This window comes from Mesorhizobium sp. AR02 (assembly GCF_024746835.1).
Lineage (GTDB): Bacteria > Pseudomonadota > Alphaproteobacteria > Rhizobiales > Rhizobiaceae > Mesorhizobium.
In genome coordinates this window covers 4,370,531-4,395,048 of record NZ_CP080531.1, presented here as the reverse complement: position 1 = coordinate 4,395,048, position 24,518 = coordinate 4,370,531, and the positions used below count along the sequence as shown (strand labels likewise).

Below are 24,518 nucleotides of genomic sequence, written 5' to 3'. Positions count from 1 at the left end.
CTGCCTCAGTTCAAGGTGAAGCTGATGCCAGCGCCGACGCCGACGTTTCCACCCGCCGCCGTGCCCGACACATTGCCACGGATGCGGCCGTCCTCGCTGGTGTAGCCCGCACCGAAGGCGAAGGCGCCGGCGTCCCGCCAGAAGCCGCCACCCGCCGCAACGCTCAGCTTTCCGGGCCGGTCGTCATAGCGCAGCGAGGCTGCGGCGAGCCCGATCGCCGCCGCCTGGCGGGCTTCGTCGCGGATGCCGCCGATGTCCGAATTGAGCTGGCTGAGCTTCTGGTCGGTATAGTTGTTGGCCTGCTGCAACGTCGTGGCGGCCACCTTGTCGGTATAGGTGTTGGACGTGCTGATGGCGTAGTTCACCTGGTTGTCCGTATAGGTCTTGCCCGCGGTCAGGCCCTGGTTCAGCTGGTTGACGTTGACCGCATCGGTGCCGGCAACGCCAGGCCCGACATTGGAGATGATAACCGGCGCGTTGACGTCGCCGCCCTGCAGAGTGATGCTGTTCTTCTTGCTGCCGTCAGGATTGGTGTCATAGACGACGGCATTCTGGCTGAGCGATCCGAGGCCCGATTTCAAATCCTCGACAGCCGTGTTGGTGGCATAGAGTTGCGAACCATTTATCGCATCGGTGCTGTTGGCGTTGATCTGTCCGGCGGCGACATTGGTGATCGTCCGCTCGGCGCCAGCACTGCCGACGCTGACGGTGCCGATCGGAGCGGTGCCGGCGAAGGTGTAGGTCTTGCCGTTGATAACGGTGCTGGAGGTGCCGACCGCGGCCTGCGTCGCCGCGCCGGAACCCAGCGCCACGTCGTTGGCGTTGTTGGCCTTGGCGCCCTGGCCAAGCGCCACCGCGCCTTGCCCCGTGGCTGTCGAGCCATTGCCGGCGGCAAGGCTGTTGGTGCCGCTCGCCACGCTCGCCGGTCCGATCGCGACGCTGTCGGTGCCGCTGGCGGTGGAGTCGGCCAGCGTCGAATTGGCGTGGAAATACTTGATGCCGCCGCCATTCGAGATGTTGGTCAGGGCATTGTTGACGGCCGTGAAGCCGTCATAGACGGTCGTATAGTTGTTGCCCTGGATGGTGTAGGTCGGGCCGGTGACCGACCCGTCGGGATTGACCGTGGTGCTGCCGCCGAACAGGTTGGCGACGTTTTGCGACACGCCGCGCAGCTGGGACACGTTGACGGCGTCGGTATTGGCCGAACCCGCCGCGACATTGGTGAGCTTGCGTTCGGCCCCGGCGGCGCCGATCGACACCTCGCCGACCGAGGTCTGCGGGGCGGTCAGGCCAAAGGCCGTATAGCCGGTCTGAGCGCCGACCGAGGTGATCGACTGCGCGCCGAGCGCGACGCTGTTGATGAAGGTGCTCTGGGCGCCGGCGCCGAGCGCCACCGACTGGATGCCGGACGCCAGCGAATTGGTGCCGAGCGCAAGGCCGTCGGCCAGCATGACATGGGCGTTCTGGCCGATGGCGGTTCCGCCGGGTGCTGTCTGGTCGACGATCGCGCCATTGCCGATGCCGATGCCATTGTCACCGTTGACGACCGTCGTCGGACCGACCGCAACCGATTCCGCGCCGACCGCGAGCGAGTCGCCGGCCGTCGAATTGGCATGGAAATATTTGGTCGACGTCGACGAGACCGAGGCGATGGCGCCGGCGAGCTGGCGCACCGTCACCGCATCCTGCGCCTGCGTGCCGTCAGCCACATTGGTGATCTGGCGGTAGGACGTGGCTGTGCCGACCGACACGGCGCCGAGCAGCGTCTTGTCGGTCGTGTTGTACTGGATGAAGTTGGACGGACCGGCAGCGATCTGGCCGGTGGCCGGCGCCAGGGCGCGATCGGAAACCGAGTCGGAACCAAGGGCGACGCTGCCATCGATGCTGGCCTGTGTGCCACGACCGAGCGCGAGCCCGCTGACGCCGGTCGCGGTCGCCTGGTAGCCGACGGCGGTGGAGCCGACCCCTTGCGCGAAGGAATCGGTTTGCGCCAATCCCGTCTCGTTGGTGCGGGCGTAGCGGATGCCCACGCCATTGGCGTCGGTATAGGCGGTCGAGGTGTCGCCGGCGATGTTGCTGATGGTGTTGCCAAGATTGGTGACACCACTGCCGATGTTGGCAATATCGGTCGTGTTCTGCGTGACCTGCTGGTTGGTAGCGAAGAGCTGCGAGCCGTTGACCGCGTCGGTCGAGCCGCCATTCAACTGTCCGGCCGCGACGTTCTGGATCTGGCGCTCGGCTCCAGCCGACCCGACCGAGAACGCACCGGCCGGCGTGGTGCCGGCGAAGGTGTAGGCGGTGCCACCGATCGTGGCTCCGCCAACATTGGCCGTTGCTCCAGACGTCGAATTCAGGCCGATCGCCACATCGCCGGCATTGTTGGCCACGGCGTTGGGTCCGACAGCGACGGAATTCGTTCCAAGGGCCTGGGAATCCGCCAGCGTCGAATTGGCGTGGAAATACTTGATGCCGCCGCCGACATTGATGTTGTTGACGACGGCGCCGATGGCGTCGACCGCCTGGTTGGTAGCGAAGAGCTGCGAGCCATTGACCGCGTCGGTCGACGTCAAGCTGATCCGCCCCGCCGCCAGATTGGTGAGCGTGCGTTCCGCACCGACCGCGCCGATGCTGACCGTCGAGGTCGGATTGGTGCCTTGGAAGGCATAGGTCGTGCCGTTGATCACCGCATTGGGCGTGCCGACCGCTGCGGCGGTCACCGAGCCCGAGCCCAGCGCCACGTCGCCGGAGCTCGCCGCCGCGGTCGCGCCATTGCCGAGTGCGACGTTGCCCGCAAGGCCAGCGGCGCCGGCGGTGGAGCCGTTGCCCAGCGCCACGGAGCCCTGTCCGATCGCCTTGTTGTTGTTGCCGATGGCGACAGCGCCCGCCGCCATATTGGCGGCGGTGGCGCTCGCCGTGCCGTCGCTGTTGGCGATGTTGTTGGCGCCGCCGGTGAAGGCGCCGGTGCCGCTGGCAAAGCTGGGGTCGCCGATGGCCACCGCGCCGTCGCCATAGGCGGTGTTGCCGGCGCCGATGGCCACGGCCTTGCCGCCATCGGCAGTCGCGCCCGTGCCGATGGCGACGGAGTCGGCGGAGAGCGCAGCGGACTGTAGACCGACAGCGACGGCGTTGGTTGCCGTCGCCTGGCTGTCGCGCCCCATTGCAATGGCGTCGTTCTCAGATGCCGTCACGTCCGTGCCGATGCCGATGGCGTTGTCTCCACTGGCGCTCGTTGCAAAAGTGCTTGAGCCGACATAAACGGCGCCTATCCCGGACGCCCTCGTCCCAGCGCCGAGAGAGATGGAGTTCAGGGCGCTGCTTTGGGCGCCGCGACCGAGCGCGGTACTGTTGAGTCCGGTGGCGCGGGATTCACGTCCGACGGCAGTGGAATTGTCGGCGCTGGCTACGGTGCCGATGCCGAGAGCGGTGCTGGCGCTTCCGCCGGCGTTGGCGCTGACGCCGGCGGCGAGAGAATTGTCTCCTATCGCGTTCGCTCCGGACCCGAACGAGGAGGCGTTTGCGCCGCTGGCAACGGCGCCGTTGCCGATCGCCGAGGCGCTGATGCCGGAGGCGCTTGCATTGGTACCGGCCGCGATGGCGCTCGTCCCCGACGCGGTCGAGGTGGGTCCGATCGCGACCGAGTCCGTACCCGTCGCAGACGAGTCAGCCAGCGTCGAGTTGGCATGGAAATACTTGATGCCGCCGCCGACATTTATGTTGTTGAGCGTGGTGCCGATGGCGTTGACCGCCTGGTTGGTGGCAAAGAGCTGCGAACCGTTGACCGCGTCGGTCGACGTCAAGCTGATCCGCCCCGCCGCCAGATTGGTGAGCGTGCGCTCCGCACCGACCGCGCCGATGCTGACCGTCGAGGTCGGCGTGGTGCCCTGGAAGGCGTAGGTCGTGCCGTTGATCACGGCATTGGGCGTGCCGACCGCCGCGGCGGTCACCGAGCCCGAGCCGAGCGCCACGGCGCCGGCGTTGCTGGCGGCGGCGTTGGCGCCCAGCGCGAGCGCATCCGAGGCGCTGGCATTCGCTTGTTTGCCAAGAGCGGTTGCTTGAACGTTGGTTGCAAACGCGTTCTGGCCGATCGCCGTGCTGGACGTGGCTGTAGCATTGGCATTGGGTCCGACGGCGGTGCTGTATTGGCCCGTGGCCTGGGATATGTATCCAAATGCCGCCGCGTTGAGGCCCGATGCGACGGCGCCGTTGCCGATGGCCGAGGCGCTGATACCGGAGGCGCTCGCATTGGTGCCAGCCGCGATGGCGCTCGTTCCCGTCGCGGTCGCGACGGGTCCGATCGCGACCGAGTCCGTACCCGTCGCAGACGAGTCAGCCAGCGTCGAGTTGGCATGGAAATACTTGATGCCGCCGCCGGTGTTGATGGTGTTGAGCGTGGTGCCGATGGCGTTGACCGCCTGGTTGGTGGCAAAGAGCTGCGAACCGTTGACCGCGTCGGTCGAGGATCCGCTGATCCGCCCCGCCGCCAGATTGGTGAGCGTGCGTTCCGCACCGGGCGCGCCGATGCTGACCGTCGAGGTCGGATTGGTGCCCTGGAAAGCATAGGTGGTGCCGTTGGTCACGGCATTGGGCGTGCCGACCGCCGCCGTGGTCACCGAACCAGAGCCCAGCGCCACGTCGCCGGAGCTTGCCGCCGCCGTCGCGCCATTGCCGAGCGCGACATTGCCCGCAAGGCCGGCGGCGCCCGCGGTGGAGCCGTTGCCCAGCGCCACCGAGCCTTGCCCGATCGCCTTGTTGTTGTTGCCGATGGCGACAGCACCCGCGGCCTGGTTGGCGGCGGTGGCGGTTGCCGTGCCGTCGCTGTTGGCGATGTTGTTGGCGCCGCCGGTGAAGGCACCGGTGCCGCTGGCATAGCTCGGATCGCCGATCGAAACCGCGCCGTCGCCATAGGCGGTGTTGCCGGAGCCGATGGAGACAGCCTTGCCGCCGGTCGCCACCGCATTGATGCCCACGGCAATGGCCTGGGCCGAACTGGCCTTGGCGCTGGTGCCCATGGCGATCGCGTCCTGCGCGCTCGCATTGGCCTGCTTGCCGATCGCGGTGCTATTTATAGCGCTCGCCGTTGCGCCCAGCCCCAGCGCGGTTGCGCTTGCGGCGGTGGCCGCGGAGTTATTGCCTAGCGCCGTGGCGGAGACGTCCGTGGCCTGGGCGCCCGAGCCTGCCGCGACCGAACCGACCCCACTCGACACAGCCTGGTTGCCCAGCGCCAATGCGAAATCGGCCGAGGCATTGGTGCTGGAGCCGAGTGCTGTCGAGTTCAGCCCTGTCGCGCTGGCCGACTTGCCCATGGCAACGGCACTATCCTTGCTGGCGACAGATCCCCAGCCAGCGGCCGTGGCATAGTTGCCGCTGGCTGTGGAGCTGGTGCCGAGGGCGGTGGAGTTCCCTCCGGAAGCAACGGAGAAAGTGCCCAAGGCGTTGGCGCCGGCTCCGGTGGCACTGGCCTGAACGCCGAGCGCTACCGAATTGACGCCGCTCGAGATCGTGCCTTGACCCAGCGCCATCGCGCCGCCGGTGCCTGTGGCTTTCGCGTTCAGGCCGAGAGCCACCGAGTATTGTGCCGACGCAACGGATGAACGTCCTATCCCGATGGCGTCGGCCTGCGATGCCGTAACATCCGTGCCGATGCCGATGGCGCTCGTGGCAGTGGCACCTGTTCCCGCAACGGTTCGTGAGCCAAGATAGATGGAGTTGATCTGGGAGGCGATCGACTGAAAGCCGATTGCGACGGCATTCTGGCTGCCCGCGCTGGCGTTGGTGCCCTCGGCTATTGAATCGGCTCCGTTTTGCACGGCTCCGGATCCAAACGCGATACCGCGCACTCCGTTTGCCGTGCCGCCGCCGCCGAAAACCTGTGCTAATGCCGGCGTGGCGATGCCGCCCAATGCGATCGCACCCAGCGCCGCTGCCAAAATCCTGCCGGTGCCGAGCATGCCGAGCCCATGTCCCTTGCGGCGCATGCCAAGCACGCGGTGAGCCATGCGCAGGACCGCCATCAAGCGGCGGCGCAACGAGCGGGAGCCGTGATCAGCTCCAGCAATCCAGTGTCCGGCGAAATGCGCCGTGCTACGCTGAACAAGCGAGCCACTCGAAATGCGATTGTCGGTCATGGTCCCTCTCCGCTGGCCGGCATGGAATCGTCTGACAATTCCAATCCCCAGCAGGAAGACATGATTCCTGCTTGCAGTATTTCACGAAATTGCTGTGTCGTGAGAAAAAAACGGAGCAACTGGACGGAGGTTAACGGCTCGTTACCTTAGCCAGCGCTTTAGAACCAAGTAATCAAACAATGCCGCAAGCGCCGCCTCATCTAATCTTCGAGTTAAGCTTGCCCACCCGCGCCTGCAGTGGCGTCACCTGCCGGTATTTCTTCATGACGGTGGTAAAATGGCTCTGGCTTGAAAAACCGGCCAGATTGGCGATATCGGCGATCGCCATGCGGCTGTCGGCAAGCAGCCTTTCGGCGAAGTCCAGCCGCAGATCGAGGACATACTGATGCGGCGGCACCCCAAACGTCCTGGAGAAGGCCCGCATGAAGTGATAGGGTGAAAGCCCGCAAACCGCAGCCATCTCGGCAAGCGCTATCTTGCGTGTGAAGTTCTCATCGAGGAAGTCCTGCACGCGGCGGGCGCTGCGGGCGGAAAGCCCGCCTTTTACGTTCAGCGCCGGCTGCTGCGCGGAATTCGCCTCGGAAGCCGATCCCGCGGAACCACCATCACGCTGCCGCATGTTTCGGCCTCCTGATGCTTCCCAGACGGAAGTCAACCCGAGGCTGCTCTCCCTGTTCCCCTGAAAAACAATTCGTGATTGATCGAACGCCCGCATTGCCAGCCCCGTTCATTTCATCGATCCGGCCAGATGGCGACAATGTCGAGGCCGCATGCATTCTGAATGACTCCCACGCAGGTTTGGGCATGTACGTGACGGACGTATTTTGAAAAATTCCGGAAGCTTCGTAGGAAATTCCGGTCTTTGATCATTGAGCAGCGGGTGTGGTCTCTTTGCCATACCTTGAGTTCTCAGGTTTTGACCGAAGCAGAGCCGGCCCTGGTCGGCGTTCGTCCCCTGTACTTCTTCATGGTGGCCGCCAGATGGCTTTGGTCTGAAAAACCGGCGAGGTAGGCGACTTCGGCGATCGCGAACTCGCCATCGGCGAGCAGCTTTTCTGCCAAGTCCAGGCGCAGATTGATAAGGTAGCGATGCGGCGGCATCCCGAACGTCCTGGCGAACCTTGCGATGAAATGATTGGGGGAAACCCCTGCGACCGACGCGAGTTCGGCGACCATGACTTTTCGCACGAAGTTCTCGTCGAGATATTCGCGCACGCGTCGAGCGCCAACGGCGGAGAGCCCGCCTTTGGGCGACACGGCCTGCCTGCTGCGGCTGGTGTAGGTGCGCAGCAAATGCACGCCGAACACCGTCAGCAGCGAGTCCAGATAAAGTTCGTTCGGAGGCAGCTTCCCGGTCAGTTCGGCAGTGATCATCCGGGCTATGTTGAGAGCCCTCAGATCGACTGTGCCGAACGCAGGCGGTTCGAGCTCTGTCTCGGTGACATCGAACTCATGAGCCGCCAACTCCGACAGCGCTTCTGGCGATATGGAAATGACGGCGTTTTCCCTGGTCTGCGACCAGGCAAGCGTGCTGTCGACGCCCGCGGGATTGATGACCAGGCATCCGACCGGCGCATCGTATTCGGTGATCCTGTCGCTGCCGAGCGAGGCTCTGAACTTGCGTCCTGGCCTCAGCACAATTCCCGCGGAATGCTCCCTGGCCAGGAATTTCTGCGACCCAGGACCGCGGACGGAATGGATGACGCTGCCGCGCGCCGTAGCGCGTCTGGGGCCGGCACTTTCTGGAATGATGTCCAAGACGTATCGGGCTGTCCGATCGACGCCCCGGGAAACGCCGCTTTCCCGAGCCTCGTCCGCATTTTTCATTCGCCTCGCCTCAAGCCGCCGCCTGAAAATCCCCCATAGCCCCACGCTGCCCAAAACGAGAGTAACGCACATGCCGCGAATAGGAAAGAACATCCGTACTCACACAAAAACTTGTGTTCGGACAAAATGAAAAAATATCGCCAACGAAGCAAGGTCGTGAGCATTCTTTTTTGCACGAATGGTGAGGTCATCTCCATCCGAGCGTTTGGTTCGTCGGATTCGGTGTAAACCGGTCACGCGCTTTCGCACTATTTATCGAGTGCTGATGCAGCGGCACCTGTCCGGCTCGGCATGTCTATGACCTGGTTTCCGCGTTGAATCCGCCACAGCACGGAATCGGCAGGGATCGCGGCGGGCTTACAAATCGCCGCGACGTTTTTCGTAGAGATCCCAAGTGAGTTCCACAAAAGCCAGGAGAACGTCGTCCTGGTTCCAGCCCGCAGCGACCGCAGCCTGCACGATTTCACGGACGAGAGGCCGCAACTGGCCCTGGCATCGAGCCGATATATCGCCGCCCTCCAGAGGAGGTCCCTCGAAGTTGAATGTCATCATTCGGCGCTCCCCTCGCCTGCGATCAAAGTGTTACATCGCTAATTTCATTCCTCCTGATATACAATAGATGTGGCACCAAAGTACAGGAAGCCCTGGGGATCAAAGCAGCACCGAATGATGACGGATCACACCGGTTCTATGCTTTACCTAAGGGTCATGTTGGCTTTTCCAGGCGGGATCCAAGGGAAATTACATCGGCTCAATCCTGCTCTGGAATAGGTACCTTCAGCCGAAGCGCTGACCCGACCACGACCGCCTTCCGCCGAAGGCGCGTCCGCATTGCCTTCTGCAACCGCCCGCTCGATAGTCCCGGCAATGTTCGAGACCATTGCGATTCACTGGACCCAAATCCTGGCGATCATCTCGGTGGTGATGGCGACCGTCGGCATCGCCCACGCCGTCATGACCAAGGAGGATGTGCGCGCCGCCACCGGCTGGGTCGGCGTGATGGTGTTGTCACCGATCCTCGGCGTGCTGATCTATGCCGTGGCCGGCATCAACCGCATTCGCCGCGCCACCATCACCGCACAGCGCCCGCTTGCCGGCGACGCGGCCGCCACCAAGCATGAGCGTGACATCGCCGCCGAGGAGGCGCTGATCGTCGAGCGCTACGGTCAACGCTTCACCGGTCTGCGGACGTTGGGCGACAGGGTGGCGCGGCGCGCGCTCAACCCGGGGAATGCCATCGACGTGCTGGAGACCGGCGACGAGGCCTATACCGCCATGTGCGCGGCGATCGATGGCGCCGAACGCAGCGTCCTGCTCGAGACCTATATTTTCGACAATGACGCCGTCGGCCTGCTTTTCGTCGAATCGCTGGCCAGCGCTGTCGGGCGCGGCGTCACCGTTCGCGTGCTGATCGACGCCGTCGGCGCCCGTTACTCCGTCCCCAGCATCCTCGGCCATCTGCGCCGCGCCAACATCACCGCCGATGTCTTCAACGGCAACATCGTCATGGGCCTGCGCCTGCCCTACGCCAACCTCAGGACCCACCGGAAGATCCTGGTGGTCGACGGCACGGTTGCCTTCACCGGCGGTATGAACATCCGCAAGGGTTTTTCCGCCGAGTTCGCAGGCTCCGTCAGCGCCAGGGACACGCATTTCAAGGTCACCGGCCCGATCGTCGCCGACCTGTTCTCGGTTGCCGCCGAAGACTGGCGTTTCGCCACCAACGAGGCGCTGAAAGGCGATGCCTGGCGAATTGCCCCGCTGTCGCCGGCAGCCGGCCAGCCGATGCTGGTGCGGGCGGTCGCATCCGGGCCGGATGCCAGCAACGAGACCAACCACAAGCTGCTGATCGGCGCCTTCTCGGTCGCGCGCAAGTCGATCCGCCTGATGTCGCCCTATTTCCTGCCGGACCGGGAACTGATCAGCGCCTTGATCACCGCCGCCCGACGCGGCGTCGAGATCGATGTCGTGGTGCCCGCAGTCAACAATCTCTTCCTTGTCGACCGCGCCATGACCGCGCAATTCGACCAGATCCTGAAGAATTATTGCCGCATATGGCGAACGGAGGGCCCATTCGACCATTCCAAGCTGCTTTCGATCGACGGCGTCTGGGCCTATGTCGGCTCGTCCAACCTCGACGCCCGGTCGCTGCGGTTGAACTTCGAGATCGATCTGGAGGTCCTCGACGCAGGCTTTGCCCGCGAGATCGAAGCCCGCATTGGCTCGGCAATCGAAACGGCTATCCCCGTCACGCTGGACTCCTTGCGGGCCCGGCCGTTTATCATCCGGCTGTTCGACCGTATCCTGTGGCTGGGTTCGCCCTATCTTTAGAGAGGCCCCTCATCTTTAATCTTTAGAGAGGCCCCTCATCTTTAACAAAACGACGTGTTTGACGGATAGTTTGGTGTCAGCCATGGAACATAAGCGCAAAGACTCTATTTGAGGTGCATGGTGGAAGCAGCAGGCATGGCAGGCACACTGTGCGGATGAACGGACGCAGCCTCCCAGCAACCATGCTTTTGTCCATTCGCGACAGGCGGATGCAGAAGGCAAACGCGGCTGCGCACAAGGCGACCGCCACCACCGGAACGCTGGTTGCCTCCTACAACGTCCACAAATGCGTCGGCGTCGATCGCAAGTTCGATCCAGAGCGCACCAGCCGCGTCATCCGCGAAATCGATCCCGACGTCATCGCCCTGCAGGAAGCGGACAACCGTTTCGGCGACCGTGACGGGCTTCTCGACCTGCCCCGCCTCGAGCGCGAAACCGGCCTGGTGCCGGTGCCGATTTCAGCCACCGGCAAGGGCCATGGCTGGCACGGCAATGTCCTGCTGTTCAAGAAGGGCGTCGTCCGTGACGTGCATCAGATCAGGCTTCCGGGCCTGGAACCGCGCGGCGCGGTGGTGGCGGAGATCGACCTCGACGGAAACCGGACCTTGCGCATCATCGCCGCCCATCTCGGCCTGCTGCGCCACTCGCGCTCGCAGCAGGCCCGCGTCGTGCTGGACATCATGAGCAGCGCCGACGAGAAGCCGACGCTCCTGCTTGGCGACCTCAACGAATGGCGGCTCGGCAACCGCTCCACACTCAACACGCTGCATGCGACGTTCGGCCCGCAGCCACCGGCAGTCCCTACCTTCCCCTCGAACCTGCCGCTTTTGGCGCTCGACCGGATCATGACCAATCGCCACGGCATGATTGCAGCGGTGGAAGCGCATGATACGCCGCTTTCGCGCGTTGCCTCCGACCATCTGCCGCTGACGGCCTTCGTTCGCTTGTAGCGCCATCGCCCCGGCCGCTGATGGCCGGATCAAACACGACGGCCGTGAAAAGCTTACCGAAGCGTATTGGAACGCTAACCCATTCCGCGAGTTGATGTAACTCAAGGAGGACGAAAACATGAAGAAGTTATTCTTGGCTTCCATGGTGGCATTGGCCGCCACAGCCGCAGTCATTGCGCCCACACAAGCCGCAAGCGTGATCATCCAATCCGACGACAACAACCAGTATTCACCGGACGACCAATCCGACAATGGCCAGATCGTCGTTCGCCGCCATCACCGGCATAATTACGACAACCAGTATGGCGACGACCAGAACGTGCAATACGACAACAACAATGGCGAGTATCGACGTCACCACCGGCACCACAACTGCCACATCGAGATCATCAAGCACTGGCGCCACCATCACAGGGTGATCGAGCAGGTCCGCGTCTGCGGCTGAACCCGCATCCTGTCTTTGCAGCAAGACGACATGATCCGCTTCCGACAGGACGCAATCCACAGCGGTAAGCGATGATGCGCATAGCCACGCCCCTTCAAACGGGTGTGGCTATGCCGCATTGCACAATTTCGCGGCCTTGCCCACAATGCCGGCATGGTCCGATCCTCCCTAGCCGTCCTGGTGATCGATGAAAATCGCATCCGCGCCTCGATCATCGAGGCCGGCCTGCGCGAGGCTGGCCATCAACAGGTTACCGTCATCCATGACGTGACCGGTATTGCCCGGCGGATCGCCGAGATCGAGCCGGACGTCATCGTCATCGACCTCGAAAATCCCAACCGCGACATGCTCGAAAACATGTTCCAGCTGTCGCGTGCGGTGAAGCGCCCGATCGCCATGTTCGTCGACCGCTCGGACCAGGCCTCGATCGAGGCCGCGGTCGATGCCGGCGTGTCGGCCTATGTCGTCGATGGGCTCAGGCAAGAGCGCGTCAAGCCGATCCTCGACATGGCGGTCAGCCGCTTCAATGCCTTCTCGCGCATGGCGCGCGAGCTGGAAGAGGCGCGCAGCGAGCTCGAGAGCCGCAAGGTTATCGACCGCGCCAAGGGCATATTGATGAAGTCGCGCGGCCTCTCCGAAGAGGCCGCCTATACGCTGCTGCGCAAGACGGCGATGAACCAGAACCGCAAGATCAGCGATATCGCCCAGAGCCTGGTGACTGCCGCCGGACTGCTGGGGCCGGCGGAGGACGAATGAGCATGAAGCACCAGATCACCGCCGGCTTCATGCCGCTTTTCGACAGCGCCGTGCTGGTCGCCGCAAGCGAGCTTGGCTTCGCCGCGCGCGAAGGCATCGAGCTCACGCTGCACCGCGAGACATCCTGGGCCAACATCCGCGACCGTATTGCCATCGGCCACTTCGATCTTGCGCATATGCTGGGACCCATGCCGCTCGCCTGCAATCTCGGGCTGACGCCGCTCGCTTCCGAAACCATCGTGCCGTTCTCGCTTGGGCTCGGCGGCAATTGCGTCACCATCTCCAACGCCGTCTGGGCCGGCATGGCGGCGCATGGCGCTGAACCCGATCTCGATCCAGCACGCGCCGGGACGGCACTTGGCGCATTCATCCGCGAACGGGCGGCCGCTGGCCGCGAGCCGCTCCGCTTTGCCGTCGTGCATCCGCATTCCGGGCACAATTACGAACTGCGCTACTGGCTTGCCGCTTGCGGCATCGATCCGTCGCGCGAAATCGAGATCGTCATCGTACCACCTCCCTTCATGGCCGACGCATTGGCCGCTGGGCGCATCGACGGCTACTGCGTCGGCGAACCCTGGAACAGCGCTGCGGTCGCCGCCGGCACCGGCCATATCGTCACCGTCAAGGCACTGTTGTGGAAGAACAGTCCGGAGAAGGTGATCGGCGTGCGCAAGGCCTGGGCGGACGAGAATCCCGAGGCTCTGGCGGCACTGCTGCGCGCGCTGCATCACTCGGCACGCTGGTGCCAGGATCCGGCCAACCACGGCGAATTGGCAGCGGTGATGGCGCGGCCCGGCTTCCTCGGTCTGCCGCCCGCGGTGCAGATGCCGATACTGACCGGCCATCTCCAATTGGGCGGCGGAGCGGAACGAGATATCGACGACTTCTTCCTGCCCTTCGACAAGGCGGCGAACTTTCCCTGGAAGAGCCATGCGCTGTGGTTCTACACGCAGATGGTCCGCTGGGGGCATGTGGCGCACACGCCTGAAAACCTCGCCATTGCACGCGAATGCTACCGGCCCGACCTCTACCGTTCGGCACTGAAGCCGCTGGGTGTCGCGCTTCCCGGCGCCAATGCGAAGGTCGAGGGCGCGCTCAAGGTCGCCACCGCGGTCGGCGCGACCGGGGCCGGCCTGGTGCTTGGTCCCGACGGTTTCTTCGACGGCCAGATCTTCGATCCCGACGAGATCGACGCCTACATTGCCGCCCAGAAATCGGCCCGCGCGGAAGCCTGATCATTTCCGCGCCATTCTTGTGCATTGCACAAAAATTGTGCGTGCACTTGCGTTGATGAACAATCTTTGGCTTGCCCGCCCTGCGGGCTTGTGCGCCGATACTGTGCCATATCGTTGATTTTATTGGTATTTATCATCCATTCCGAAACTGGCACGGTTCCTGCGTTGCAATAGGCAGACTCTTCTCGGGTCACGTAACAGGCGTCCAATGGCGGGCGCTACAGGCAAAGCTGCCGCTCAGGTCAACACGCGATCCCGGATAGACGGACGCGCGCGGCCTGGCCGGCGGCTTTTTTGTTTTGACCGAACACGCAATCGACGGCGCTGATCCCGAGCAGTGCCCAACGGGAGATGACGATGACGAAACGCATCAAGACTGAAGCCCCTCTTGAGGGCATGACCCGTCGCAATTTTCTGATGGCAAGTGCTGCCACCGCGGCAACCCTGGCGGCCGCGCGTGCGCTGCTCCCCTCTGGCGCCTATGCCGCGACCGCCGCCCCGGAAGTCACCGGCGCCAAGCTCGGCTTCATCGCGCTGACCGATGCCGCACCCCTGATGATCGCCAAGGAGAAAGGCCTGTTCGCCAAATACGGCATGCCCGATGTCGAGGTGCTGAAGCAGGCCTCCTGGGGCGCCACGCGCGACAATCTGATGCTTGGCGGAGAGGCCAACGGCATTGACGGCGCCCACATCCTGACGCCGCTGCCCTACCTCATGCACACAGGTAAGGTGACGCAGAACAACCAGCCGATGCCGATGGCGATCGTGGCGCGGCTGAACTACGACTGCCAGGGAATTTCCGTCGCTCAGGAATACGCCGCCACCGGCGTCGGCCTCGACGCCTCCAAGCTGAAGGAAGCCTTCGCCGCCAAGAAGGCCGCCGGCAAGGAAGTGAAGGCCGCCATGACCTTCCCGGGCGGCACACATGACCTGTGGATACGCTACTGGCTGGCCGCCGGCGGCATCGATCCCGACAAGGACGTCTCGACCATCGTCGTGCCACCGCCGCAGATGGTGGCCAACATGAAGGTCGGCAACATGGACGTGTTCTGCGTCGGCGAGCCGTGGAACGAGCAACTCGTCCATCAGGGCGTCGGCTTCACCGCCGCCACCACGGGCGAATTGTGGAAGGGCCATCCGGAAAAGGCGCTCGGCCTGCGCGCCGCCTTCATCGAGAAGAACCCGAACGCCACCAAGGCGATCCTGATGGCCGTCATGGAAGCCCAGCAGTGGTGCGAGACCATGGAGAACAAGGACGAGATGGCCGCTATCATCGGCAAGCGGCAGTGGATGAACGTGCCCGTCGCTGACATCATCGGTCGCCTCAAGGGCGATATCAACTACGGCAATGGCCGCGTCGCCAAGGGCACCGACCTCTACATGAAGTTCTGGAAGGGCGGCGTCTCCTATCCGTTCAAGAGCCATGATTCGTGGTTCCTCGCCGAGAACATCCGCTGGGGCAAATTCGCACCGACCACCGACGTCAAGGCGCTGGTCGATCAGGTCAACCGCGAGGATCTGTGGCGCGAGGCAGCCAAGGATCTCGGCGTGGCGGCCACCGACATTCCGGCATCCTCGTCGCGGGGCGTCGAGACCTTCTTCGACGGCAAGGTCTTCGATCCGGCCAACCCGTCCGCCTACCTCGACAGCCTCAAGATCAAGGCATCGGCTTAGGCGCAACGGCGCTCGCGCGTTGTCGCCCAACGCCCAGGAGTTTTCCAAGACATGTCCATCCAAACCATCGAGGACACCAAGGTGAAGGCGTTTCCGGCAAAGCCCGCCGAACTGGTCACCTTCACAGCCAAGGCCCGGCGCCGCATCGACCCGCTCGCCATTGCCGGCAAACTGGCGACGGCGCTGGTGCCGCCGGCCGTCGTCATCCTCGTCCTGCTCGTCGTCTGGCAGGTCGCCTGCTCGTCACCGACCGCCAGCCTGCCGCCGCCGAGCCAGGTGTGGAACGAGGCCTATGACCTGATCGCGCATCCGTTCTTCGACAACGGCCCGCAGGATATCGGGCTGGCGTGGCGGGTACTTATCTCGCTGCAGCGCGTCGCCATCGGCTTCGGCATGGCGGCGGTGGTCGGGGTAGCCCTCGGCGCGCTGGTCGGCCAGTCGGTCTGGGCGATGCGCGGCCTCGATCCGGTGTTCCAGATCCTGCGCACGGTGCCGCCGCTGGCCTGGCTGCCGCTGTCGCTGGCGGCTTTCCGCGATTCCAGCCCGTCGGCGCTGTTCGTGATCTTCATCACCTCGATCTGGCCGATCATCATCAACACCGCCGTCGGCGTGCGCAACATTCCGCAGGACTACCGCAACGTCGCGCGCATCCTGCGGCTCAACCAGCTCGAATTCTTCGTCAAGATCATGGTGCCGGCCGCCGCGCCCTACATCTTCACCGGTCTGCGCATCGGCATCGGCCTGTCCTGGCTCGCCATCGTCGCCGCCGAGATGCTGACCGGCGGTGTCGGCATCGGCTTCTTCATCTGGGACGCGTGGAACTCGTCGCGGCTGCCCGACATCATCGTCGCGCTCGCCTATATCGGCGTCACCGGCTTCTGCCTCGACCGTCTGGTCGCGGCGGTCGGCGCCTTCGTCACCCGCGGCACAACGGCAAAGTGAGGACAGCGCCATGACGGCCTATCTGAAGCTCGATCATATCGACAAATCCTTCGCTCGTGGCGGCCAGGTCAGCGAGGTGCTGAGGGATATCAGGCTGACCATCGACAAGGGCGAATTCGTCTCCATCATCGGCCATTCCGGCTGCGGCAAGTCGACCTTGCTCAACCTGATCGCCGGCCTGACCAATGTATCCGCCGGCGCCGTGCTGCTCGAAAACAAGGAGGTCGACAGCCCCGGACCCGAACGCGCGGTAGTGTTCCAGAACCACTCGCTGCTGCCTTGGCTCACCGTCTACGAGAACATCAACCTCGCGGTATCCAAGGTCTTCGGCCGCAGCAAGAGCCGAGCGGAGCGGCACGACTGGATCATGCGCAATCTCGACCTCGTGCAGATGGCGCATGCCAGGGACAAGCGCCCGGCCGAGATTTCCGGCGGCATGAAGCAGCGCGTCGGCATCGCACGCGCGCTGGCCATGGAGCCGAAGATCCTGCTGCTCGACGAGCCGTTCGGCGCGCTCGACGCGCTGACGCGCGCCCATCTGCAGGACGCGGTGATGGACATCCATTCGAGGCTGGACTCGACGACCATCATGATCACCCACGATGTCGATGAGGCCGTGCTCTTGTCCGACCGCATCGTGATGATGACCAACGGCCCGGCCGCGACCATCGGCGAGGTGCTTGCCGTGCCGCTGGCCCGACCGCGCCGGCGTGTCGAGCTTTCCTCCGACCGCACCTTCCTGCGCTGCCGCGAGGCGGTGCTGAAGTTCCTCTACGAGCGCCACCGCTTCGTCGCGGCCGCAGAGTAAGATCATGACCGAAAAACGCGCAATCATCGGCAATTGGCAAGCTGCATCGGCAATAGGCAGTCTACCGCACTGCACAAATATTATGCTGCCGTGCAAGGCAGTCTGACTAATCTTTGATCCGCTGCCGGGCTCGGTCAAAAGTCGCCCAGCTGCGGTTCACATTGATTTCATTCGATAATCTAGGGCGCTGGCGAATTGGCACGCTTCCTGCTTTGCAGAATGTAGGTCCGCAAGGGCCAAGTGACACGGCGTCCAATGGCGGGCGCCACAGGCAAAGCTGCCGCTCAGGTCAATGCGCGATCCCGGATGGACGGACGCGCGAAGACCTGGCCGGCGGCTTTTTTGTTTTTTGCGCGATCGACGGCGCTGGCCCAAGCGGCGCCCAACCGGAGACGACGATGACGAAACGGATCGGAACTGGCGCGTCCCTCGCGGACTTCACGCGCCGCGATTTTCTGGCCAGCAGCGCGCTGACGGCGGCACTGTTCACCGCCGCGCTCCTGCTGTTTCCGATCGGCGCCAAGACCCAAAGCAAGGACCTGACGGTCGCGAACCCGGTCTCGTTGCACCCATCGATGCCGCGCCGCTGACCATTCACCCACAAAATATCCGCGGCGCCTCCCACGCCGCAAACCGGAGCCAGACATTGACCGCAAATCTCCCAGCCGCGCCCAGCCAGGACAGTGCTCCCCGGCAGGCGCTTGTAATGTCCACCATCGCCTTCACCGTATGCTTCGCGGTGTGGACGATCTTTTCAATCATCGGCGTGCGCATAAAGCAGGAGCTCGGGCTGAACGAGACGCAGTTCGGCCTGCTCGTCGGCACGCCGATCCTCACCGGTTCGCTCGTACGCATGGTGCTCGGCGTCTGGACCGACCGCTTTGGCGGACGGCTGGTCTACACCGCGACCATGCTTGCGGCGGCGGTTGCGACCTTCCTGCTGGCTTTCGCGCACACCTACGGACAGATGCTGGTTGCCGCGCTCGGCGTCGGGCTCGCCGGCGGCTCCTTCGCTGTCGGCGTGTCCTATGTCTCGCGCTTCTTCCCGGCGGACAAGCAGGGCACGGCCCTCGGTATCTTCGGTGCCGGCAATGTCGGGGCCGCGGTCACCAAATTCCTGGCGCCCTTCGTGCTTCTCTCCTGGGGCTGGCAGTCGGTGGCTCTGATCTGGGCGGCGGCACTCGTCGTCATGGCCGCCATCTTCTGGTTCACCACCGGCGATGATCCGGTCATCCGCGAGCGCCGCGCCGGCAAGGCAGCCCCCACGAGAAGCTTCTGGCAGGAATTCGCGCCGCTCAAGAATGTGCAGGTCTGGCGCTTCGCCTTCTACTACTTCTTCGCCTTTGGCGCGTTCGTGGCGCTGTCGCTGTGGCTGCCGCGCTACCTGATCGGCGTCTACGGCTTCGGACTTGCGACCGCCGGCATGATCGGCGCGGCCTATTCAATTCCCGCAAGTGTGTTCCGCGCCTATGGCGGCGTGCTTGCCGACCGGATCGGCGCCCGGACCGTGCTCTATTCGACGTTCGCCGTCAGTGCCGTCGCGACTCTCGTTCTGTCTCTCCCCTCGGCAGACTACGTCGTGCGCGGCATTAGCGGGCCGATCGCCTTTCATTTCGAGATCGGCCCGCTCGCCTTCATCGCCGTCGCCTGCGTGCTCGGCTTTTTCATGAGCCTCGGCAAGGCCGCCGTCTACAAGCACATCCCGGCCTACTATCCGCAGAGCGTCGGCGCCGTCGGTGGTGTGGTGGGCATGATCGGCGGGCTCGGCGGCTTCATCCTGCCGATCGCCTTCGGCGCCCTCAACGACCTCACCGGCGTGTGGTCGAGTTGCTTCATGCTGCTCTTCGTCATCGTCGTCACCTGCCTTGCCTGGATGCATGTCTCCATCCGGCGCATGGAGCGCGCGGCATCCGCCGAACCTTCACCCCTTTCCTACGCGGCTGAATGAGACCGGACATGACAGAGAAACTCGTCATCATCGGCAACGGCATGGCGCCAGGGCGCATGCTCGAGCATCTGCTGGAAAAGGCGCCCGGCCGCTACCAGGTCACCATCTTCAACGCCGAGCCGCGTGTGAACTACGACCGCATCATGCTGTCGCCGGTGCTGTCGGGCGAAAAGGATTATGAGGAGATCATCATCCATGGTGACGGCTGGTACATCAAGCACGGCATCACCCTCTACAAGGGCCACAAGATCGTTGCCATCGACCGGCAGGCGAAGACCGTCACCTCCGACCACGGCGTCACCGAGCCTTACGACAAGCTCGTCATCGCCACCGGCTCGGTGCCGTTCATCATTCCAGTGCCCGGCCATGCTCTGCCGGGCGTGCTGACCTATCGCGATCTCGACGATGTCCAGGCCATGATGCTGGCGGCCCAGTCGCGCGCCAAGGCCGTGGTGATCGGCGGCGGCCTGCTTGGACTGGAGGCGGCAGCCGGCCTCAACGCGCAAGGCATGGACGTCACCGTGCTGCATGTCATGCCGACGCTGATGGAGCGCCAGCTCGATCCGGCCGCCGGCTATCTCTTGCAGCGCGCCGTCGAACAACGCGGCATCAAGGTCATCACCAAGGCCAACACGCAGGCGATCACGGGCAACGGCAAGGTCGAGCAGGTAGAACTCGCCGACGGCACCATCATTCCGGCGACGCTGGTGGTCATGGCCGTCGGCATCAGGCCGAATTCGGCACTGGCGAAAGAAGCGGGCATCGCCGTCAACAGAGGCATCGTCGTCGACGCCGGCATGCGCAGCAACGATCCCGACATCTACGCGCTCGGCGAATGCGCCGAGGTCAACGGCATGGTCTACGGGCTCGTCGCGCCGCTCTACGAGATGGCACGGGTCGCCGCCCACCAGCTCGCCGGCAGCGAGGCTGCCGCCTTCGTCCATATGGACACGCCGACCAAGCTCAAGGTCACCGGCATCGACCTGTTTTCGCTCGGCGACTTCGCCGAGGGCGAGGACCGCCAGGAGATCGTGCTGCGCGATGCGGCGGCCGGCGTCTACAAGCGCCTGGTGCTCAAGGACGACCGCATCATCGGCACCGTGCTCTATGGCGAGACGGCGGATGGCGCCTGGTTCAACGACCTGAAGAAAAAGCAGACCGACATATCCGAAATGCGCGACACGCTCATCTTCGGCCAGTCCTACCAGGGGGGTGCCCCGCTGGACCCTATGGCGGCCGTTGCAGCCTTGCCGGATGATGCGGAAATCTGCGGCTGCAACGGCGTCTGCAAGGGCAAGATCACAGGCGCGATCACGGCCAAGGGCCTGACCTCGCTCGACGATGTGCGCGCCCACACCAAGGCGTCAGCCTCCTGCGGTTCCTGCACCGGACTGGTCGAAAAACTGATGGTCCTGACCATCGGCGACAAATACAACCCAGCCGCGGTCCAGCCGATGTGCGGCTGCACGACGCTCGGCCATGACGAAGTGCGCCGGCTGATCATCGCCAAGCGTCTGAAGACCATTCCCGCCGTCATGCAGGAGCTGGAATGGACGACCTCCTGCGGCTGCGCCAAATGCCGGCCGGCGCTCAACTACTATCTCGTCTGCGACTGGCCGGACGACTACGCCGACGACTACCAGTCGCGCTTCATCAACGAGCGCGTCCACGCCAACATCCAGAAGGACGGCACCTATTCGGTGGTGCCGCGCATGTGGGGCGGGGTGACCAATGCCGCCGAACTGCGCGCCATCGCCGATGTCGTCGACAAGTTCGAGATCCCGATGGTCAAGGTCACCGGCGGCCAGCGCATCGACATGCTGGGCATCCGCAAGGAAGACCTGCCGGCGGTGTGGGCCGATCTCGGCCAGGCCGGCTTCGTCTCCGGCCATGCCTATGCCAAAGGCTTGCGCACGGTGAAGACCTGCGTCGGCTCCGACTGGTGCCGCTTCGGCACACAGGATTCGACGGGGCTGGGCATCCGCATCGAAAAATTCATGTGGGGCTCGTGGACCCCGGCCAAGGTCAAGATGGCGGTGTCGGGCTGTCCGAGGAACTGCGCCGAGGCGACCTGCAAGGATGTCGGCGTCATCTGCGTCGATAGCGGCTACGAGATCCATTTCGCCGGTGCCGCCGGCCTCGACATCAAGGGCACCGAAGTGCTCGGCCTTGTGAAGACGGAAGACGAGGCGCTCGAACATATCGTGGCGCTGACGCAGATGTACCGCGAGCAGGGCCGCTATCTCGAGCGCATCTACAAATGGGCCAAGCGCATCGGCATACCGGAGATCAAGCGCCAGATCATGGACGATACGAGCAAGCGCAAGGCCTACTACGACCGCTTCGTCTTTTCTCAGAAATTCGCCCAGGTCGACCCATGGTCGGAGCGCGTCTCCGGCAAGGACAAGCACGAATTCCGGCCGATGGCTTCGGTCGGGTTTGCAGAGGCGGCGGAGTGATGGAGATGAACTGGATCGCAATCGGCGCCCTCACCGACATCCCCCGCCGTGGCGCGCGCTGTGTCGCCACACCGCAAGGCAAGGTCGCCGTCTTCCGCACCCAGGACGACCAGGTCTACGCCATCGACGACCACTGTCCGCACAAGGGTGGGCCGCTAAGCCAGGGCATCGTCCACGGCACGGCGGTGACCTGTCCCCTGCACAATTGGGTGATCTCGCTCGAGACAGGCAAGGCGCTCGGCGCCGACGAGGGCGTGGCGCGCACCATCCCGGTCAAGGTCGAAGGCGAGCGCTTGTTCCTGGCGCTGGAAGCGCTGGCCAGCCGCGCTGCCTGACCATGGAGATCGACGCAGCACGCGAGGTGAGGACCACCTGCCCCTATTGCGGGGTGGGCTGCGGCGTGCTGGCGAAGGTCGCCGCGGACGGGCAAGTGTCCGTCCGCGGCGACCCCGATCATCCCGCGAATTTCGGCCGGCTCTGCTCCAAGGGCTCGGCACTGGCCGAGACCATCGATCTCGACGGCAGGCTGCTCTATCCCGAAATCCACGGCCGCCGGACAGGCTGGGACGAAGCGCTCGACCTTGTCGCCTCGACCTTTTCGCAAACCATCGCCGAGCACGGACCGGATGCGGTCGCCTTCTATGTCTCGGGCCAGTTGCTGACCGAGGATTATTATCTCGCCAACAAGCTGATGAAGGGCTTCATCGGCTCGGGCAACATCGACACCAATTCTCGCCTTTGCATGGCCTCGTCCGTCGCCGGCCACCGCCGCGCCTTCGGCTCCGACACGGTGCCGGGAACCTACGAGGATCTGGAACGCGCCGATCTCATCGTGCTGGTCGGCTCCAACCTCGCCTGGTGCCACCCCGTGCTCTATCAGCGCATCGCGGCGGCCCGGGAAAAGCGGCCTGAGATGAAGATCGTGCTGATCGACCCGCGCCGCACCATGACCGCTGATATCGCCGACATGCACCTGGCGATCGCGCCGGATGGCGATGTCGCTCTGTTCACCGGCCTGCTCGCCTGGCTCGGCCAGCACAACGCGCTCGACCGCGCCTATATCACGGCGCACACGACCGGCTTCGGGCAAGCGCTTTTCGCCGCCTCGGCGCTCGATCTTGCCGGCGTTGCCGCGGCCACGGGCCTCAGCGAGGACGAACTTGGCCGCTTCTACAGCCTGTTTGCCGCGACCGCGAAGACCGTGACCGTCTACAGCCAGGGCGTGAACCAGTCGTCTTCCGGCACAGACAAGGTCAACGCCATCATCAACTGCCATCTTGCCACCGGCCGGATCGGCAAGCCGGGAGCCGGCCCGTTCTCGGTGACCGGCCAGCCCAACGCCATGGGCGGCCGCGAGGTCGGCGGCATGGCCAACATGCTCGCCGCCCATATGGAGATCGAAAACCCCGACCATCGCGACCGCGTGCAGCGCTTCTGGAATGCGCCTGATGTCACGCAGAAGCCCGGCCTGAAGGCGGTCGAGATGTTTCAGGCCGTGGCCGACGGGCGCATCAAGGCGCTGTGGATCATGGCCACCAACCCGGTCGATTCGATGCCGGATGCCGACGCCGTCGAAGCGGCGATCAAGGCCTGTCCGTTCGTCGTGGTCTCGGACGTGCTGGCCAACACCGACACCGTCCGTCACGCCCATGTCCGGCTGCCCGCCGCTGCCTGGGGCGAGAAGGACGGCACCGTCACCAATTCCGAGCGCCGCATCTCGCGCCAACGTGCCTTCCTGGGCCTGCCCGGTGAGGCGCGGCCCGACTGGTGGATTGTCGCCGAAGTGGCGCGGCGGATGGGTTTTGGCGAGGCGTTTGGGCATGAGACGCCGGCGGAAGTTTTTGGCGAGCACGCGACACTGTCCGGGTTTGAAAATGATGGTGCGCGCGATTTCGATATTGGGATTTATGGTGGGGTCGATGGGGAGGAATACGACGCGCTGGCTCCATTCCAATGGCCAGCGCCGAGCCCAGGAGGAGGCGCGGCGGAGCACCAACCCACCCGCTTCTTCGCCAACGGCAATTTCTACACCCCCGACCGCAAGGCGCGCTTCATCGCCATCCGCGCCACCACGGAAAACCGCACCAGCCCCGACTTCCCGCTCATCCTGAACACCGGCCGGATCCGCGACCACTGGCACACCATGACGCGCACCGGCAAAAGCCCGCGGCTGTCCCAGCACATCGCCGAGCCCTTCGTCGAAATCCACCCGGCGGATGCACAGCACCACGGCATCGGCGATGCCGACATCGTGCGCATCTCCACACCGCGCGGTGACGTGCTGGTCCGCGCCCTGATCACGCCCCGCCAGCGCCGGGGCAGCGTCTTCGCGCCGATGCACTGGACCGATCAGTTCGCCGCCAGGGGGCGACTCGACGTGCTCACCGCGCCGCTCACTGACCCAATCTCAGGCCAGCCGGCGCTAAAACATGTCGCGGCCCGCATCGAGAAATTTGCCGCCAAGGTCTTTGGTTTTGCCGTGACGCGGCAACGTCCCGAAGCGATCACCGCCGACTATTGGGCAGCAGCCCGCTGCAAGGGCGGATGGCGCGTCGAACTTGCCTTTGCCGACGACGCCGCCGACTGGACAGCCCTTGCCGGCTCGCTCTTCGATGCCTCCCCGGCCGAAATACTCGCCTATCACGACCGCGACGCCGGCCAGCACCGCATCGCCGCCTTCGATGGCGAGCGCCTTGTCGGCGCCTTGTTCGTCGCGCCCGGCCCGGTCGCGGTGTCGCGCGGCTGGGCGACCGAACAGCTCGAAGCGGTCCACGCCAGCCAGCGCGAGCGCTTCCGCATCGTCGCCGGCCGCGCCGGTGCCGAACGGCCCGACGCGGGCGCGACCGTGTGCTCCTGTTTCAACGTCGGAGCCAACCAGATCGTGGCCGCGGTGGCGGCCGGCTGCACCACCGTCGAGGCCATCGGCGGCGCCCTGAAGGCCGGCACCAATTGCGGCTCCTGCCGGTCCGAGATCCGCGCCCTCATCCTGGCCAACCGCGTTCAGGCGGCCGAGTAAGC

18 protein-coding genes and 1 pseudogene are annotated in these 24,518 nt (G+C 64.5%); 13 read left to right on the top strand and 6 right to left on the bottom strand.

What is annotated here, in order from left to right; genetic code table 11:
• Positions 1-5: 5 nt before the first annotated feature.
• The 5 genes and pseudogenes from DBIPINDM_RS25340 to DBIPINDM_RS25325 all read right to left on the bottom strand — a co-directional run bounded on the left by DBIPINDM_RS25340 (position 6) and on the right by DBIPINDM_RS25325 (position 8,504).
• The gene (locus DBIPINDM_RS25340) at positions 6-4,520 is read right to left on the bottom strand and encodes a beta strand repeat-containing protein (protein ID WP_416361790.1); all 4,515 of its coding nucleotides are present in this window, start codon (positions 4,518-4,520) and stop codon (positions 6-8) included.
• Positions 4,521-4,739: 219 nt separating this feature from the next.
• Positions 4,740-5,948, bottom strand: a pseudogene (locus DBIPINDM_RS43660) (calcium-binding protein); the annotation flags it as partial.
• A gap of 373 nt (positions 5,949-6,321) precedes the next feature.
• Entirely contained in the window at positions 6,322-6,840 is a 519-nt protein-coding gene (locus tag DBIPINDM_RS25335) for an AraC family transcriptional regulator (protein ID WP_258581771.1), read from the bottom strand.
• A 194-nt stretch (positions 6,841-7,034) separates the two neighbouring features.
• The gene (locus tag DBIPINDM_RS25330) at positions 7,035-7,952 is read right to left on the bottom strand and encodes a helix-turn-helix transcriptional regulator (protein ID WP_258581770.1); all 918 of its coding nucleotides are present in this window, start codon (positions 7,950-7,952) and stop codon (positions 7,035-7,037) included.
• A 357-nt stretch (positions 7,953-8,309) separates the two neighbouring features.
• Complete coding sequence (locus DBIPINDM_RS25325; RefSeq protein ID WP_258581769.1) at positions 8,310-8,504, bottom strand: hypothetical protein; 195 nt, start codon at positions 8,502-8,504, stop codon at positions 8,310-8,312.
• A 315-nt stretch (positions 8,505-8,819) separates the two neighbouring features.
• Here DBIPINDM_RS25325 and DBIPINDM_RS25320 point away from each other — a divergent pair, with 315 nt between their 5' ends.
• The 5 genes from DBIPINDM_RS25320 (at position 8,820) to DBIPINDM_RS25300 (ending at position 13,669) form a co-directional block, all read left to right on the top strand.
• Positions 8,820-10,283, top strand: a complete 1,464-nt coding sequence (locus DBIPINDM_RS25320; RefSeq protein WP_258581768.1) for a phospholipase D-like domain-containing protein — start codon at positions 8,820-8,822, stop codon at positions 10,281-10,283.
• A 149-nt stretch (positions 10,284-10,432) separates the two neighbouring features.
• Positions 10,433-11,233: an endonuclease/exonuclease/phosphatase family protein gene (locus DBIPINDM_RS25315; protein WP_416361708.1), complete on the top strand. Its 801-nt coding sequence runs from the start codon at positions 10,433-10,435 to the stop codon at positions 11,231-11,233.
• A gap of 118 nt (positions 11,234-11,351) precedes the next feature.
• The gene (locus DBIPINDM_RS25310; protein ID WP_258581766.1) at positions 11,352-11,678 is read left to right on the top strand and encodes a hypothetical protein; all 327 of its coding nucleotides are present in this window, start codon (positions 11,352-11,354) and stop codon (positions 11,676-11,678) included.
• 153 nt (positions 11,679-11,831) lie between these two features.
• On the top strand, positions 11,832-12,434 hold the full coding sequence (locus DBIPINDM_RS25305) for an ANTAR domain-containing response regulator (protein WP_096449728.1): 603 nt from the start codon (positions 11,832-11,834) through the stop codon (positions 12,432-12,434).
• Complete coding sequence (locus DBIPINDM_RS25300; protein ID WP_258581765.1) at positions 12,431-13,669, top strand: CmpA/NrtA family ABC transporter substrate-binding protein; 1,239 nt, start codon at positions 12,431-12,433, stop codon at positions 13,667-13,669. Before DBIPINDM_RS25305 ends, DBIPINDM_RS25300 begins: the two co-directional genes overlap by 4 nt.
• Positions 13,670-13,911: 242 nt before the next feature.
• Here the strand turns inward: DBIPINDM_RS25300 and DBIPINDM_RS25295 are convergent, their stop codons facing one another.
• Positions 13,912-14,040, bottom strand: a complete 129-nt coding sequence (locus tag DBIPINDM_RS25295; RefSeq protein WP_258581764.1) for a hypothetical protein — start codon at positions 14,038-14,040, stop codon at positions 13,912-13,914.
• Here DBIPINDM_RS25295 and DBIPINDM_RS25290 point away from each other — a divergent pair.
• From DBIPINDM_RS25290 to DBIPINDM_RS25255, 8 genes are all read left to right on the top strand, one after another.
• Complete coding sequence (locus DBIPINDM_RS25290) at positions 14,027-15,343, top strand: CmpA/NrtA family ABC transporter substrate-binding protein (RefSeq protein WP_258581763.1); 1,317 nt, start codon at positions 14,027-14,029, stop codon at positions 15,341-15,343. The genes DBIPINDM_RS25295 and DBIPINDM_RS25290 overlap by 14 nt on opposite strands.
• Positions 15,344-15,394: 51 nt before the next feature.
• Positions 15,395-16,285, top strand: a complete 891-nt coding sequence (ntrB, locus tag DBIPINDM_RS25285) for a nitrate ABC transporter permease (protein ID WP_258581762.1) — start codon at positions 15,395-15,397, stop codon at positions 16,283-16,285.
• Positions 16,286-16,295: 10 nt separating this feature from the next.
• Positions 16,296-17,093 carry an ABC transporter ATP-binding protein gene (locus DBIPINDM_RS25280; protein WP_258581761.1) on the top strand — a complete coding sequence of 266 codons (798 nt, stop codon included), beginning with the start codon at positions 16,296-16,298 and terminating at the stop codon, positions 17,091-17,093.
• Between the two features lie 398 nt (positions 17,094-17,491).
• Positions 17,492-17,683: a twin-arginine translocation signal domain-containing protein gene (locus DBIPINDM_RS25275; protein WP_258581760.1), complete on the top strand. Its 192-nt coding sequence runs from the start codon at positions 17,492-17,494 to the stop codon at positions 17,681-17,683.
• 116 nt (positions 17,684-17,799) lie between these two features.
• The gene (locus DBIPINDM_RS25270) at positions 17,800-19,041 is read left to right on the top strand and encodes an MFS transporter (protein WP_416361789.1); all 1,242 of its coding nucleotides are present in this window, start codon (positions 17,800-17,802) and stop codon (positions 19,039-19,041) included.
• Positions 19,042-19,049: 8 nt separating this feature from the next.
• A complete protein-coding gene (gene nirB / locus DBIPINDM_RS25265; RefSeq protein ID WP_258581759.1) occupies positions 19,050-21,500 on the top strand; it encodes a nitrite reductase large subunit NirB in 2,451 nt (816 codons plus the stop codon).
• Positions 21,501-21,505: 5 nt separating this feature from the next.
• Positions 21,506-21,835, top strand: coding sequence for a nitrite reductase small subunit NirD (gene nirD, locus DBIPINDM_RS25260; protein ID WP_258581758.1), 330 nt, complete (start codon positions 21,506-21,508; stop codon positions 21,833-21,835).
• A 2-nt stretch (positions 21,836-21,837) separates the two neighbouring features.
• On the top strand, positions 21,838-24,516 hold the full coding sequence (locus DBIPINDM_RS25255; RefSeq protein ID WP_258581757.1) for a nitrate reductase: 2,679 nt from the start codon (positions 21,838-21,840) through the stop codon (positions 24,514-24,516).
• Positions 24,517-24,518 lie beyond the last annotated feature (2 nt).

What these genes read in the sequence shown, in the direction of transcription:
- DBIPINDM_RS25325 (WP_258581769.1), bottom strand. Translation starts at nt 8,504, where the DNA reads ATGATGACATTCAACTTCGAGGGACCTCCTCTGGAGGGCGGCGATATA.
- DBIPINDM_RS25335 (WP_258581771.1), bottom strand. Translation starts at nt 6,840, where the DNA reads ATGCGGGCGTTCGATCAATCACGAATTGTTTTTCAGGGGAACAGGGAG.
- nirB (WP_258581759.1), top strand. Translation starts at nt 19,050, where the DNA reads ATGACAGAGAAACTCGTCATCATCGGCAACGGCATGGCGCCAGGGCGC.
- ntrB (WP_258581762.1), top strand. Translation starts at nt 15,395, where the DNA reads ATGTCCATCCAAACCATCGAGGACACCAAGGTGAAGGCGTTTCCGGCA.
- DBIPINDM_RS25300 (WP_258581765.1), top strand. Translation starts at nt 12,431, where the DNA reads ATGAGCATGAAGCACCAGATCACCGCCGGCTTCATGCCGCTTTTCGAC.
- DBIPINDM_RS25305 (WP_096449728.1), top strand. Translation starts at nt 11,832, where the DNA reads ATGGTCCGATCCTCCCTAGCCGTCCTGGTGATCGATGAAAATCGCATC.
- DBIPINDM_RS25270 (WP_416361789.1), top strand. Translation starts at nt 17,800, where the DNA reads ATGTCCACCATCGCCTTCACCGTATGCTTCGCGGTGTGGACGATCTTT.
- DBIPINDM_RS25320 (WP_258581768.1), top strand. Translation starts at nt 8,820, where the DNA reads ATGTTCGAGACCATTGCGATTCACTGGACCCAAATCCTGGCGATCATC.
- DBIPINDM_RS25310 (WP_258581766.1), top strand. Translation starts at nt 11,352, where the DNA reads ATGAAGAAGTTATTCTTGGCTTCCATGGTGGCATTGGCCGCCACAGCC.
- DBIPINDM_RS25280 (WP_258581761.1), top strand. Translation starts at nt 16,296, where the DNA reads ATGACGGCCTATCTGAAGCTCGATCATATCGACAAATCCTTCGCTCGT.
- DBIPINDM_RS25290 (WP_258581763.1), top strand. Translation starts at nt 14,027, where the DNA reads ATGACGAAACGCATCAAGACTGAAGCCCCTCTTGAGGGCATGACCCGT.
- DBIPINDM_RS25330 (WP_258581770.1), bottom strand. Translation starts at nt 7,952, where the DNA reads ATGAAAAATGCGGACGAGGCTCGGGAAAGCGGCGTTTCCCGGGGCGTC.
- nirD (WP_258581758.1), top strand. Translation starts at nt 21,506, where the DNA reads ATGAACTGGATCGCAATCGGCGCCCTCACCGACATCCCCCGCCGTGGC.
- DBIPINDM_RS25295 (WP_258581764.1), bottom strand. Translation starts at nt 14,040, where the DNA reads ATGCGTTTCGTCATCGTCATCTCCCGTTGGGCACTGCTCGGGATCAGC.
- DBIPINDM_RS25275 (WP_258581760.1), top strand. Translation starts at nt 17,492, where the DNA reads ATGACGAAACGGATCGGAACTGGCGCGTCCCTCGCGGACTTCACGCGC.
- DBIPINDM_RS25255 (WP_258581757.1), top strand. Translation starts at nt 21,838, where the DNA reads ATGGAGATCGACGCAGCACGCGAGGTGAGGACCACCTGCCCCTATTGC.